The following is a 13,079-nucleotide window of genomic DNA, read 5'->3' on the forward strand; positions in this document are numbered from 1 at the left end:
CAGTACCGGGCCCGGAATCCCGGGCAGACAACAATGTGGGAACGTTCCAACATTGTCTTGCTAGAGTAGGTGAATCCGCATGCCGAGTCAAGACTTTGTATTAACAAACAGGAGGTCACTGTGACTGCCCCCGAACGGAAACGCGCCGCCACCATCCTGGACGTGGCCGCCGCCGCGGGTGTTTCCAAGTCGGTGGTGTCCCTCGTGCTGCGCGGCACGGGCTACGTCAGCGCGGCCAAGCGCACCGCCGTCGAACATGCCGTGCTGGAACTCGGCTACCGTCCGAACGCGGCTGCCCGGGCCCTCGGCGAATCGCGGAGCCGCACCGTGGGCGTGGTACTCAACGACATGCGGAACCCCTGGTTCGTCAGCGCGGTGGAAGGGCTCAACAGCACCCTCAACGAGCTCGGCCTGCAAATGCTGATGGGCGACTTCCGCCTGGACAGCCGCAGCGGCGAATCCCTGCTGAAGAAACTGCTGGAGATGAACATCGAGGCCCTGGTGCTGGTGGGGACCATGCCGGAGAGCCCCGGTTTGACGGCAGCAGCCTTGCAGGTGCCAACCATCGCGCTGGGGGCGCCCAGCGGCCCAGGTGCCAACGTCACCGTCGTGACCAACGACGACGACGCCGGGGCCCGCCTCGCGGTGGCTCATCTGATCGCGCTGGGGCACCGCCGCATCGCCCATGTAGGGGCACCCGCCACCGCCGTCGGGATTGCCCGCCGTCGGGGGTATGAAGCGGAGATGAGGGCCGCCGGCCTGGCGGAGTTCATCCGGACCGTGCCGGGAGACCTGAGCGAAGAGGGCGGCCACCGTGCCGCACTCGAGCTGCTGTCAGTTGTCGACCGGCCCACAGCGGTGTTCGCTGTCAACGACATGGCGGCGCTGGGGGTCCTCTCGGCCGCCGAGGAATGCGGGCTCGCCGTACCTGCCGATCTTTCGGTGGCCGGCTACGACAATACCCCGCTGGCGCGGTTGCGCCGGATCAGCCTGACTTCAGTGGACACGGCCAGTTTTGCCGCCGGGCAGCGGGCGGCCGAACTCCTGATCGCACGACTGGAGCCGGGCAGCACGCTGCCCCCAGACGAACTGTTGGTGCCGACGCTGGAAGTGAGGGGCAGCACCGCCGCCCCTCACCCCTGAACGGCACGCCTATGTCGAGGCGATCTGGACGCTGGCGTCCTGCACCGTGAACGCCGCCCGGAAGGCCGCAAGGGCTTCCTCGTCGTCACCGCTGGCCCAGGCTTCCATACCCACCGTCCCCTCGTAGCCTGCGTCCGCGAGCGCCTTGGCCACGGCCCGGTAGTTGATCTCCCCGGTTCCGGGTTCGCAGCGGCCCGGTACGTCGGCAACCTGGACTTCGCCGATGTGCGGCAGCGCGGTCCGCACGAGCTCGATGAGGTTCCCCTCGCCCAGTTGTGCGTGGTACAGGTCCAGCATGAGCTTCACGTTGGGGTGCCCGGCTGCTTCCACCAACGCCAGGGTGTCCTTGGCGCGGGCGAGCGGGATGCCGGGGTGGTCCAGGACCGTGTTGAGGTTTTCCAGGCAGAACGTCACCCCATACTTCTCCCCCAAGTTGCCGAGCCGTTCCAGGGTCCGCGCGCCGGTGCTCCACATGCGGCCGGTGGACCGGTAGAGGGGGCGGGCCGCCTGGCCATCGATGAGCTCCGCTGGGTGCACCACCATGCGGCTCACGCCGAGCTCCAGGGCTGTGGGAATCAGAGACTCGGCCGTCCGCACCACGTCGTCGGCCGTGTCGGGGTCCACGAGGCTTCCGGAGGTGTACCCGGTCATGGAGGAGAACGCCGCGCCGGTTGCCTTGAGGGCCGGAATGTCCTTGGTCCGCGAATCCCACATCTCGACGTCGAATCCGGCGTCGTGTAGCCGCTGCACCCGTTCCACAAACGGCAGGTCCGTGAAGACCATTTCCGCACAAACGGCCAGCCGCATCAGACGCCGGCCCGGGCGTCGTCGCGGAGCGCCACCGGGGCAGCAGCCACAGCCACCGGACCGCCCTGTTTGACCGATTCGATGCACGCCAGCGCCATGGCCAGCGCGCGGCGGGCGTCTGCGGCGCCGGGGGTGAGGGTGAATGCGCCCGACGGCGGCGGGGTGCCGTCCCGCTGTGCACGAACCGTGGCGGCGAAATCGGCGAGTTCGTCCGTGTAAGCCTGCCGGAAGAGTTCCACGTTGAGGCGCGGCGTGTCCGCGGACAGTCCTTCCGCCGTATAACGCCGGGCCGCCGTCTCGGTGGCCCGGCCGGCCTGGACCATGCCCTTGGAACCGAAGACCTCGCCGCGGATGTCGTAGCCATAGAGAGCACTGAAGTTTGCTTCCGCCACGGCGATGGCGCCGTTGCTGTAGCGGATGGTCACCACCGCGGTGTCCAGGAAGCCCTGATCGCGGAGTTTCGGTTCCACGAGGGCGTCGGCCACGGCATAGACCTCCACCGGCTCGGCGCCTTCATTGAACCAGTTCAGGGTGTCGAAATCGTGAATCAAGGTTTCCAGGAAGACCGTCCACGCGGGGACCCTGGCCGCGTTCGGGATGCTGCCGTTGCCCGGATCGCGGGTCAGCGAGCGCAGGAGCTGCGGCTGCCCGGCGATGCCGGCCGCAAGGTCTTTCTTGGCGGCCTGGAAGTCGTCCGCGTAGCGCCGGTTGAAGCCGATCTGGAAATGCACCCCGGCTTTTTCAACGGCGGCCAGTGCGGCGTCGAGTTCGTCGAGCCCTTGGCCCGCGGGCTTCTCGCAGAAGACGTGCTTCCCCGCTGCGGCAGCCTGGGTGATCAGGGCGGAGTGGAAACGGGCCGGGCTCGCGATCACCACGGCGTCGATCTCCGGATCGGCCAGGATATCCGCGGCGTCGGCCGTGACCTTTGCCGTGCCCAGCGATTGGGCCAGGGCCTGGGCGGATTCCACATTGGGGTCGGCGATGGCCGCAAGGACGGCGCCCGGGACGCGGCGGGCGATGCTTTCGGCATGGAACGCCCCCATCCAGCCGGAGCCGATGAGCCCGACCTTCACGGGTGCGGAGAGTCCTGCGGAGTGCTGTTCGATGTAGGCCATTGGCCAGTCCTTTCGATTGTCAAAACAAAAATGAATCAGAGCCGTGCAGCGTCCTTGTCCGCCAACGTCTCTTCGTCTGGGAACACCACTCCCAGCTGGCGGCGGATCTCGTCGGCCACGTCCAAGGTGCGGATGGATGCTGCCAGCGTCCGCTGGCCGGCCTGTGTCTGCCCGGCGGCCACGGCACGGGCCACGGCCGCCGCTTCGTAGTGCAGTCCCTCGAAGTGGCCGCCGGGCGGTTCCTCATGGCGCAGCCGGGCCCCGTCCGGGAAGCGGACCTCGAAGCCACCGGGCATGTTGAAGGGACCGTCGAAAGTCAGCGTGGCCCTCGAACCGACGATCGTGGCCGAAGTGGGCGTGAAGTTGTGCAGGTGGGTGTTCACCACGGCCTGCGCGCCGCCGGCGAACTGCATGATCGCGGACAGCTGGGCGTTGACCCCGGATTCGTGGGGCTGGCCGATGGCATGCAACTCTTCCGGCAGGCCCAGGACCTCGGTGACCAGGGCCAACGGGTACGTGCCGAGGTCCAGCAGCGGGCCGCCGGCCAGTGCGGGATCGAAGATCCTGTGGCCGCGTTCGAAGTGTTCGCCGTATTCGGCAAAAACCGTGGTGACGGTGCCCAAGGTCCCGGCGTCGAGGATCTGCCGGATCACGTCGAACTTGGGCAGGAAGAAAGTCCACATGGCCTCGGCGGCGAACACCCCGGCGGCTTCGGCCCGTTTGGCGATGTCCTGGGCCTGCGCCGCGTTGAGGCCGATCGGCTTCTCGACCAGAACGTGTTTGCCGGCGTCGAGGGCGAGCACGGCGGCCTGGTGGTGGAAGTTGTGTGGCGTGCAGACGTAGACGATGTCGATGTCCGGGGCGGCGGCCAGCTCCTCGTAGCTGCCGTAGGCCGCGGGCACGCCGAAAGCGTCCGCGAATGCCTTGGACCGGCTGGGCGAACGGGACGCGACGGCAGCGATCACCTGGTCCGTGTGCGCCTGGACGGATTCGGTGAAGCGTTCGGCGATCCAGCCGGGTCCCATGATCCCCCAGCGCAGCACGGGGGCATCCCGCGAACCGGGCACGCGGGAGACCGGCAGGGCAGAGTTGCTCACGAGTAGCTCACTTTCGTGTAGGCGCCGTCGCCGTGCAGGGACTGGATCATGGCCTGGGCCACGAGCGAGGCATTGAGGCCGTCCTGCGCCCCGGCCAGGGGCGGCTGTTCTCCCTTGGCCAGGGCTGAGATCCAGGCCTGCAGCTGCAGGCGGTACGCGTCGGCAAAGCGCGGGCGCCAGTCCGCGGGGATTCCCGTCCGGCTGAGGCCCGCCTGCTGGACGCCCAGCAGTGCGGATTCCTTCAGACCGGTGGTGCCGAGTTCCGAGACAACCTCACAGCTGGTGGTATAGCCATATTGGGCGTTAAGGAACAGCTCCAGTGTGGTCAGCGTGCCGTCGGCGGTTCGGAGCATCATAAAGGCCGGGTCCTGCAACCCGCCCTCGGCATGGCGTGAGCTCCGCCCGGCCTGCCATGACACTTCCGTTATGGGCGAGTCCAACAGCCAGGGAATGATGTCCAGCTCGTGGATGGCCGAATTGGTGATGGCCGATTCGGACGTGGTGCCCGTGCCCGCACCGGCGTTCCGGCTGGTGCAGTGGACCACGAGCGGTTCGCCCTGGGTGCGGTCCTGCACAGACTGGCGCAGGGCCATGTAGCCGGGGTCGAAGCGCCGCATGAAGCCCAGCGACAGCAGCGAAGCCCCGGTGGCAGCCACGATGTCGGCGTCCGCCGCTACCACCTCGAGGCTTTCCAGCAGCGTGGGGGCCAGCGGCTTCTCGCACAGCACCGGGGTCATCGCCTCAAAGCATTCCAGCACCAGCCCGGCGTGCGTGGAGTCGTGGGAGGAAACCACGACGGCGTCCACCTCGCTGGAGTTGATCAGCTCGGAGGGATCGGTGGTGATGCGGGCGGCCGGAGGCGCAGCGGCCGCGGCACGGCCGGCGTCGAGGTCTGCCACAAAAGTGACCTCGGCACCGCCGATGGTGGTGGCGAGGTTCCTGATGTGGTCGGCGCCCATGATTCCGGCGCCAATGACGCCTACCCGGATCGGCATGTTGTCTTCCCGTCTACTTTTCGCTATCTTTGCCGTGACCTTCGCGCCGTGGCACGGCGGGCGGGGCCCGTCCGGTTTTCCGGCGGGCCCCGCCTCGGTCCTGTTACACGTGCCGGGGGCTGCTTTCCGTTGACGTCTCTCGGTTGTGAGTAACGTCAGCGACCTCTGCCTGCACTTCCTTGACCACGTCGCCGTGTCCGCCGAGCTGCTCGAGCTCGTGGGCGAGTTCCGCCAGTTCCGCACCGCCGGCCATCTGGGCGGTGAGCTCGTCCAGGGTGATGTCCTTCTTGTCGTAGTAGCCGATCGACTTGCCGCGCTTGAGCAGGAGGAACCGGTCCCCGACAGGGAAGGCGTGGTGCGGGTTGTGCGTGATGAAGATGACGCCGAGTCCCCGGTCGCGAGCCTGCAGGATGTAGCGGAGCACGACGCCGGACTGCTTGACGCCCAGCGCCGCCGTCGGTTCGTCCAGGATCAGGACCTTTGCGCCGAAGTACACGGCGCGGGCGATCGCGACACACTGGCGCTCACCGCCGGACAGCTGGCCGATGGGCTGTTCCACGTCGCGGAGGTCGATGCCCATCTCGGCAAGTTCCTTGAGCGTGATGGCCTTCATCTTCTCGACGTCCATGCTTTTGAACGGGCCGAAACCGCTGGTCAGCTCCGAACCGAGGAAGAAGTTCCGCCAGATGGGCATCAGGGGCACCACCGCGAGGTCCTGGTAGACGGTGGCGATGCCCACGTCAAGGGCGTCACGGGGCGAACCAAACTTCCGTTCCTCGCCCATGATGTTCAGCACCCCGGCGTCGTGCTGGTGCAGTCCGGCGATGATCTTGATCAGGGTGGACTTGCCCGCACCGTTATCGCCCAGTACGCAGGTGACACGGCCGTTGTCCACGGCCATGGTCACATCGGAGAGGGCGATGATGTTGCCGTAGTGCTTGCCTACTCCGTCGAGGGAGAGCAAGTGGACGGGGGTGTGGGTGAGGGGATCTTTTTCATCCTTGAGCAGGGTCTGTTGGTCGATCTCTTTGGCGTTCATTTCTCCGGCCCCTTTACTTGAGTTCCGCGCGGCGCTTGACGATGAGGTTGATGATGGTGGCCAGCAGCAGCATCAGGCCCAGGAAGAACTTGAACCAGTCGGGGTTCCACTGGGCATAGACGATGCCCTTGTTGGCCATGCCGAAGATGAACGCGCCGATCGCGCCGCCCACCGCCGAACCATAGCCGCCGGTCAGGAGGCACCCGCCGATCACCGCGGCGATGATGTACAGGAACTCGTTGCCCACACCCTCACCGGACTGCACCGTATCGAAAGCGAAGAGGTTGTGCATGCCCAGGATCCAGCCGCAGAAGCCCACGCCCATGAACAATCCGATCTTCGTGGCCTTGACCGGCACACCCACGGCGCGGGCCGCATTCTCGTCCCCGCCGACGGCGAAGATCCAGTTCCCCACCCGGGTCCGCATCAGCACCCAGGTGGCCACGGCGACCAGCGCGATCCAGATGAACACCGTGATCTTGACATCGATGCCGCCAATGGAGACCGAGGACGCGAACACCGCGCGGGCGGAGGCGAAGCCGTCCATGCTGGAGATCGACGGCGACGACACGGAGCCGCCGATCAGCCGGGTCAGGCCCAGGTTCAGGCCGGTCAGCATAAGGAACGTGGCCAGGGTGACGATAAAGCTGGGCAGCTTGGTCTTCATCAAAATCCAGCCATTGATATAACCGATGCCCACGGAGACCACCAGGGCCAGGAGAACCCCGACCCAGATATTCGTGCTGAAGTACCAGCTGAACATCGACGCCGTCAGTGCCGATGAGATCACCGCGACACCGGTGGAAAGATCGAACTCCCCGCCGATCATCAGCAAGGAAACCCCCACCGCCATGATGCCGATCGTGGAACTGCCGTACAGAATGGTCGCCAAGGCATTGGGCTGGGTAAACGTCGGGGAAACCAACGCGAAGAAGACGAACAGGACCACCGCTCCTACGAGCGCGCCGACTTCGGGACGGCCCAGGAGCGTCTGGAGCGGGTTCCGCCGCCCAATTCTCTCATCGCCACGTGGCCCGGCTGCTGAAGCCGGTGCCGGGGGCAGGGTTGCTGTTTTTGCCATAGGAAGAACTCCTTGTTGGTCAGGCCGTGCGGCGGTTGCCCGCCGCACGGCCTGAGTCCCGGATCTAGCGGACGCCCTGCTGGGCGAATTTGAGAACGTCGGAAGCGTTGGACTGGTCAACGATGGTGGGACCGGTCAAGACCGGCTGGCCGCCGCCAAGCTTGAAGCCGCCACGCTTGGCCTGCCACAGCGAGTCGACCGACATGTAGCCCTGGGCCCACGGCTGCTGGTCCACGGTGAAGATCACGTCACCATCCACGATCTTCTGGGCGAGCTCTGCGTTCAGGTCGAAGCTGGCAACCTTCGCAGAGCTGCCGGCGTCCGCGACGGACTTGAGCAGCGTGAGGGTGATCGGTGCGCCGAGGCCAATGATGACGTCTGCATCCTTGGCTGCCTGGAGCTTCGCGGTGGCGGTGGACTGGACGCCGGTCATGTCCTTGCCGTCGACGTAGAGAATCTCCGCACCCGGAACCTTGGCCTTGACGCCTGCGCACCGTGCTTCAAGGCCAACGTGGCCCTGCTGCTGAATGACGCAGACCGGGTGCTTGAAGCCCTGTTCGGCGAGCTTGGTGCCCACCGCCTGGCCGGCAAGCTGCTCATTCGAGCCGAAGTGCGTAAATGCGCCGAGCTGCGCCGACACGGACTCGCCGGCGTTGAGGCTGACCACCGGAATGCCGGCATCGGTGGCCTTCTTCAGGACGTCCTTCAGGGCCTCCGGGGTTGCGAGGGTAACGGCGATGCCGTCGACTTTCTGATCGATGGCCTGCTGGACGAGCTGGGCCTGGCGTCCGGCCTCCGGGTCACTGGTGTAGAGCAGTTCCACGTTGTCTTTCGCTGAGGCCTCCTCGGCACCCTTGCGGACTATGTCCCAGAAGGTGTCGCCTGCCGCGGCGTGGGTGATGAGAGCCACCTTCATGCGGTCTGTGGTGGCCACCTGACCGCCGCCGGCGGCGCCGCCGCCCTCAACCGGCTTCCCGCCCGTGCTGGAGCAGGCGCTGAGTGCCATCATGGGAACAACTGCCGCCACGAGAGCCGCCTTGCGCCAAGAAAAATTAGCCACGTTAATCTCCTTTGATCTCAGGGTCCGGGCTGCCACTCTGCAACCGCCGGAGCACTGTCTACCTCGATCATGGTGATTCAACTCACGAATGTCAATAGTTTGTCCTGACATTAGGATGTTTTTACGTAAGGGAGCCTACTGCGGCCGCCCTAAAATGCCGGCCGCGCCGTGGTCCCGCGAACAACCAGGGCCGGCTCAATCAGCTTGCGTTGCGGGCCAACCGCGGCGTCGCGAATGCGTGCAAGCAGCGCCTTGGCCACATCCACGCCCACCAGATCGCTTCGGTTGTCTACTGAGGTCAGCTCCAGATACCGCGACTTTGCCAGGGTTGAATTGTCGTATCCGATCACGGAGATGTCCGCCGGGACCGCAAGCCCGCGCGCCTTGATGGCACCCAAGGCACCCAAGGCCATGGTGTCATTGGCGGCGAAGATGGCAGTGGTGTCCGGATAGTGGTCCAGCAGCCAGCACGTCGAGGCGTAGCCATCCTCCTCGGACGTGCCGCCCGACTCCCCCGCAATCCGAAGTTCGGCGCCGGACTCCCGGAGCCGGCTGAGGAAGCCCGCGCGCCGGTGCGCAGCGGCACCGCCGGATCCGGAAAGGTGGCCTATCCGGATGTGGCCGAGCCCCAGAAGGTGGCTGGCCGCCATGCCGCCGCCACCGTCGTCGTCGTTGGTAATCAGATCAGCGCCGGCCGGCACACCATCGCGCCACCCAGCCACGACCGTCGGAACCCCCGCCCCAGCCAACATTGACGCGCTTGGCTCCGCCGCTATCACCAGCCCGTCAACGTGCATGGCAAGCAAACCGTCGGCAGCTTCCTGGATGCGGTTCTCCCCGGGCCGGGAATCAGCCAGCATGACCTGGTAGCCATGTTCCGTCAGCGCAGACTCCATCCCCCGCAGCAGATCGACGAACCACAGGTTCCGGTAGTCGTCAATCACCAGCCCAATGCTCTTCGTGCGACTGCTGGCAAGCGTAGTGGCGGCGCGGCTGGGGCGGTACCCGAGGTCCGAGATGGCCGCCTGGACGGCTTCGCGGCGCTTGTCGCTCACCCTCGCGGGATTCTGCAGTACGAGTGAAACCAGCGACGGCGAGACGCCCGCCTGCTTCGCCACGTCATAGATCGTCGGGCGTCGTGCCTTGGGGCTGTGCAACGTCATCGGAGGTGCCTTTCGTGTCTGCCCTTGAGGATATCCGCCAGGTGATTGACAGGACATACATACATGGATACGCTCAGATCCAGTGCACTAAATTGTAGCGCTACAAAATGCCGTTGGACCTTCCCGCCGCGGCTGAATTTCAAAGGAGAAATCAATGGCTGAAAGCCTAGGCGTCGCCGTCATCGGTGCAGGCATGGCCGGCAAGGCCCACGCTGCTGCATACCGCACCGCGTCTGCCCTCTACAGCCCGGTACTTCCCCCGGTGCGCCTGGTCTCGATCGGCGACGTCAACGCCGAATTCGGCTCGTTGGCCGCCCGCCGTTTCGGATACGAACGCAACGACACGTCGTGGCAGGCAATCGCCGAAGCCGATGACATCGACGTCGTCAGCGTGGTCATCGCCAACTCGCTCCACCGCGAAGTGGTGGAGGGCCTGCTCGCGGCCGGCAAGCACGTGCTGTGCGAAAAGCCGCTGAGCGACTCCCTGGCAGACGCCCGCGCCATGGCCGAGGCAGCCCGCGCGGCCGAGGCCGGCGGAACGATCGCCCGTATTGGCTTCACGTTCCGCCGCACCCCCGGCATCGCCTACATCCGGGACCTGATCCGCAACGGCGTCCTCGGTAATGTCCTGCACTTCAGCGGCCGCTACTGGACCGATTACGGCTTCAGCCCCTCCGCTCCCATGAGCTGGCGCTACAAGGGCGGCCCCGGCTCCGGTGCGCTCGCCGATGTTGGAAGCCACCTGACGTACATTTCCGAGTTCCTCTGTGGCGACATCAAGTCGATCACCGGCGGCAGCCTCAGCACCGTGATCGATAAGCGGCCCCTGCCGCTCGCGGCCGTTATGGGCCACGACCATGCTGCCGTCAGCGACACCTTCGAAGCCGTCGAGAACGACGACTACGCAGCCTTCAACGCGGAGTTCGGAACCGGCGCCGGCAGTTTTGAGGTCTCCCGGGTTGCGGCCGGGCACGCCAACAGCCTGCAGTTCGAGGTGTTCTGCGAGAACGGTGCCGCCAAATTTGACCAGCGCCGCCCGGCCGAGATCCAGCTGTTCCTCAACGACGGTTCCGGCAACGAGAACGGTTACCGCCAGGTCATCCTCGGCCCGGGGCACCCCTACATCGCCGGGGGTCTTGCCATGGACGCCCCCGAAGTCGGCTTCGGCCAGAACGACGCCTTCGGCTACCAGGCCCGCGCGTTCCTCGAAGAGGTCGCCGGTTTCAGCGAAGAAGAGTCCCTCCCCCGCTGCGCCACGTTCGACGAAGGCGTGCGCAACATGGAACTGCTCGGCGCAGTGGCCGAATCCGCCCTCAACAACGGAAAGAAGATCACGCTATGAGGCTCGGTGTCTACAACGCAGTCCTGCATGACCGGCCACTTCCCGAAGCACTGAAGGTCATTGCCGAGCTTGGCCTCACCGGTATCGAGATCAACACTGGCGGCTTTCTCCCCGCCGTGCACGTCCCCACCATGGACCAGATCCTGGAAAGCGACGCCGCCCGCGACGACTACCTGGCCCTTTTCGAGGGCACCGGAGTTTCCATCGCAGGACTCAACTGCAACGGCAACCCGCTGCACCCCAACCGTGAGATCGGCGAGAAGCACGCCGAAGATATTCGTCGCTCCATCCGTCTGGCCAGCCGCCTCGGCCAGGACCGGGTAGTTACGATGTCCGGCCTGCCCGGCGGAGAGCCCGGAGCCACCACCGTCAACTGGGTGGTCAACGCCTGGAACTCGGCAGCATTGGACGTCTTGGACTACCAGTGGGGCGTGGCCGCAGCGTTTTGGAAGGAAACCGACCGCCTGGCCGCTGACCACGGCGTCAAGGTGGCTCTCGAACTGCACCCGCAGAACCTCGTCTTCAACACCGCCGACGTCCACAAGCTGATCGAGCTGACCAACGCAACGCATGTCGGCGTCGAACTGGATGCCTCCCACCTGTTCTGGCAGCAGATGGACCCGGTTGCCGTTGTGCGCGAACTCGGACCGCTCGTCTTTCAGGCGGCGGCGAAAGATGTCCGTGTTAACACCGAAAACGCTGCGCTGTACGGCGTGCTGGACAACAGCTTCCGCCGGCTCGCGCCGGAGGAAAACCGCACCAACCTCGGCGGCGACGAGTGGGCCAACGAGTGGCCCAAGAACTCTGCCTGGGACTTCGTGGCTCTGGGCCGCGGGCATAACACCGCCTATTGGACAGAGTTCCTCCGGGCCCTGCACGAGGTAGACCCGGAGATGCTGGTCAACATCGAGCACGAGGACGTCTCACTGGGCCGGATCGAGGGCCTGCAGGTGGCGGCCAAGGTGCTGCGGGATGCTGACGCCGCGCTCAGGTCTTCGCTGAACCTGACGGCTTAGCCAACCAATTCGTCAGGCAAAGGCCTGTGAACAGCAAGGGGGCGGCGCATATGCGTCGCCCCCTTGCTGTGACCGGAGGCAGGCCATCCCTAAAAGAGAAGGAAACGAACATGCGTATTGGCATTGTCGGATACGGAGCAGGCGGCAGGTACTTCCATGCCCCGTTCATTGAAGCGGCCGAGGGAGTCGAGCTGGTGGGCATTGTGGCCCGTTCGGAAGCGAAACGGGCGCAGGCGGAAGCGGACTTCCCGGGCCTGCCTGTTTATGGGAGTCTGGCCGAGCTGCTCGACGCCGGCGTGGACGCGGTGACCATCACCACGCCGCCCCACACGCGCCGTGACCTGGTTATGGAAGCCATCACAGCGGGCGTGCACGTTGTGGCCGACAAACCCTTCGCCCCGAATGCGGAGGCTGCGCGTGAACTCGCCGAGGCCGCCTCCCGGGCCGGCGTTGTCCTGAACGTCTACCACAACCGGCGCCGCGACGCGGATATCCTTACGTTCGCCAACGTGCTGGCCTCAGGGGAACTGGGCGAGACGTGGCGGGTGCATTCGACCATGGACCAGGACAACGCCGACAGCCTTGAGCTCGGTGCCAGCGGTGGACTCCTGCGGGACCTGGGCAGCCACCTGGTTGACCAGATGCTGTGGCTGCTCGGACCGGCGAGCCACGTGCACGCGACCCTGGACTGGACGGACCGTTTCGGCGAACGGACGGACTGCGGCTTTGTTGTCACCATGACGCATTCGTCGGGAACCGTCTCCACGGTGTCCGCCAGCAAACTCAACCATTCCACCACGAGGGAGCTGCGGGCCTACGGCAGCAGGGGCAGCTACATCGCCTCCGGCGCCGACGTTCAGGCCAACGCCCTGATGTCGGGCCGCCGTCCGGTTGAGGAACCGGCAACGTGGGGCATCGACGCGGACGAAAACTGGGGCACCCTGGCCACAAAGGACGGCCGCGAGGCCATTGCCTCGGCACAGGGGAACTATGCCGGCTTCTATACAGGGTTCGCCCGCGCGGTCCGCGGCGACGGCCCTGAACCCGTACCGGCGACGGAAGGAATCCGGACGCTGGAGGTGCTGGATGCGGCCCGCCGCAGTGCGCTGGAGAACGCGGTGATCGCGCTCTAGCACCCTCTCTCACTTCCTGCGCGTTTTCCCGGATCCCTCTCTCACCTGGTGAGAGAGGGCCTCTCCGGATTTTCCTGCAGGAAGTGAG

General features: G+C 65.9%; 12 protein-coding genes. 4 read left to right on the top strand and 8 right to left on the bottom strand.

Annotated features, from left to right (window positions below):
• Positions 1-120 precede the first annotated feature (120 nt).
• The gene (locus AU252_RS05925) at positions 121-1,143 is read left to right on the top strand and encodes a LacI family DNA-binding transcriptional regulator (RefSeq protein ID WP_058929928.1); all 1,023 of its coding nucleotides are present in this window, start codon (positions 121-123) and stop codon (positions 1,141-1,143) included.
• A 9-nt stretch (positions 1,144-1,152) separates the two neighbouring features.
• Here AU252_RS05925 and AU252_RS05930 read toward each other — a convergent pair whose 3' ends face one another.
• The 8 genes from AU252_RS05930 to AU252_RS05965 all read right to left on the bottom strand — a co-directional run bounded on the left by AU252_RS05930 (position 1,153) and on the right by AU252_RS05965 (position 9,500).
• Entirely contained in the window at positions 1,153-1,950 is a 798-nt protein-coding gene (locus AU252_RS05930; RefSeq protein ID WP_058929929.1) for a TIM barrel protein, read from the bottom strand.
• The gene (locus tag AU252_RS05935) at positions 1,950-3,065 is read right to left on the bottom strand and encodes a Gfo/Idh/MocA family oxidoreductase (RefSeq protein WP_058929930.1); all 1,116 of its coding nucleotides are present in this window, start codon (positions 3,063-3,065) and stop codon (positions 1,950-1,952) included. Before AU252_RS05935 ends, AU252_RS05930 begins: the two co-directional genes overlap by 1 nt.
• A gap of 35 nt (positions 3,066-3,100) precedes the next feature.
• Positions 3,101-4,162 (bottom strand): Gfo/Idh/MocA family protein, encoded by a 1,062-nt coding sequence (locus tag AU252_RS05940; protein ID WP_058929931.1) that lies wholly within the window; start codon positions 4,160-4,162, stop codon positions 3,101-3,103.
• Complete coding sequence (locus AU252_RS05945; RefSeq protein WP_058929932.1) at positions 4,159-5,157, bottom strand: Gfo/Idh/MocA family oxidoreductase; 999 nt, start codon at positions 5,155-5,157, stop codon at positions 4,159-4,161. The genes AU252_RS05940 and AU252_RS05945 overlap by 4 nt, the downstream gene beginning before the upstream one ends.
• A 103-nt stretch (positions 5,158-5,260) precedes the next feature.
• Positions 5,261-6,196 (bottom strand): ATP-binding cassette domain-containing protein, encoded by a 936-nt coding sequence (locus AU252_RS05950; RefSeq protein WP_058929933.1) that lies wholly within the window; start codon positions 6,194-6,196, stop codon positions 5,261-5,263.
• Between the two features lie 13 nt (positions 6,197-6,209).
• Positions 6,210-7,277 (bottom strand): ABC transporter permease, encoded by a 1,068-nt coding sequence (locus tag AU252_RS05955; protein WP_058929934.1) that lies wholly within the window; start codon positions 7,275-7,277, stop codon positions 6,210-6,212.
• Positions 7,278-7,341: 64 nt separating this feature from the next.
• Positions 7,342-8,337: a substrate-binding domain-containing protein gene (locus AU252_RS05960; RefSeq protein ID WP_205630641.1), complete on the bottom strand. Its 996-nt coding sequence runs from the start codon at positions 8,335-8,337 to the stop codon at positions 7,342-7,344.
• A gap of 149 nt (positions 8,338-8,486) precedes the next feature.
• Positions 8,487-9,500 carry a LacI family DNA-binding transcriptional regulator gene (locus tag AU252_RS05965; protein ID WP_058929936.1) on the bottom strand — a complete coding sequence of 338 codons (1,014 nt, stop codon included), beginning with the start codon at positions 9,498-9,500 and terminating at the stop codon, positions 8,487-8,489.
• A gap of 154 nt (positions 9,501-9,654) precedes the next feature.
• On the opposite strand from AU252_RS05965, the gene AU252_RS05970 reads away from it, so the two are divergent.
• The 3 genes from AU252_RS05970 (at position 9,655) to AU252_RS05980 (ending at position 12,991) form a co-directional block, all read left to right on the top strand.
• Positions 9,655-10,842: a Gfo/Idh/MocA family protein gene (locus AU252_RS05970; RefSeq protein ID WP_058929937.1), complete on the top strand. Its 1,188-nt coding sequence runs from the start codon at positions 9,655-9,657 to the stop codon at positions 10,840-10,842.
• Positions 10,839-11,858 (top strand): sugar phosphate isomerase/epimerase family protein, encoded by a 1,020-nt coding sequence (locus AU252_RS05975; protein WP_058929938.1) that lies wholly within the window; start codon positions 10,839-10,841, stop codon positions 11,856-11,858. Before AU252_RS05970 ends, AU252_RS05975 begins: the two co-directional genes overlap by 4 nt.
• A 110-nt stretch (positions 11,859-11,968) precedes the next feature.
• Complete coding sequence (locus tag AU252_RS05980; RefSeq protein ID WP_058929939.1) at positions 11,969-12,991, top strand: Gfo/Idh/MocA family oxidoreductase; 1,023 nt, start codon at positions 11,969-11,971, stop codon at positions 12,989-12,991.
• Positions 12,992-13,079: the final 88 nt, after the last annotated feature.

The organism is Pseudarthrobacter sulfonivorans, from assembly GCF_001484605.1.
GTDB classification, from domain to species: Bacteria; Actinomycetota; Actinomycetes; order Actinomycetales; family Micrococcaceae; genus Arthrobacter; species Arthrobacter sulfonivorans_A.

Excerpts from the sequence above, each read along its gene's own strand:
- AU252_RS05930 (WP_058929929.1), bottom strand. The coding sequence starts at position 1,950 with ATGCGGCTGGCCGTTTGTGCGGAAATGGTCTTCACGGACCTGCCGTTT.
- AU252_RS05935 (WP_058929930.1), bottom strand. The coding sequence starts at position 3,065 with ATGGCCTACATCGAACAGCACTCCGCAGGACTCTCCGCACCCGTGAAG.
- AU252_RS05945 (WP_058929932.1), bottom strand. The coding sequence starts at position 5,157 with ATGCCGATCCGGGTAGGCGTCATTGGCGCCGGAATCATGGGCGCCGAC.
- AU252_RS05950 (WP_058929933.1), bottom strand. The coding sequence starts at position 6,196 with ATGAACGCCAAAGAGATCGACCAACAGACCCTGCTCAAGGATGAAAAA.
- AU252_RS05955 (WP_058929934.1), bottom strand. The coding sequence starts at position 7,277 with ATGGCAAAAACAGCAACCCTGCCCCCGGCACCGGCTTCAGCAGCCGGG.
- AU252_RS05965 (WP_058929936.1), bottom strand. The coding sequence starts at position 9,500 with ATGACGTTGCACAGCCCCAAGGCACGACGCCCGACGATCTATGACGTG.
- AU252_RS05970 (WP_058929937.1), top strand. The coding sequence starts at position 9,655 with ATGGCTGAAAGCCTAGGCGTCGCCGTCATCGGTGCAGGCATGGCCGGC.
- AU252_RS05975 (WP_058929938.1), top strand. The coding sequence starts at position 10,839 with ATGAGGCTCGGTGTCTACAACGCAGTCCTGCATGACCGGCCACTTCCC.
- AU252_RS05980 (WP_058929939.1), top strand. The coding sequence starts at position 11,969 with ATGCGTATTGGCATTGTCGGATACGGAGCAGGCGGCAGGTACTTCCAT.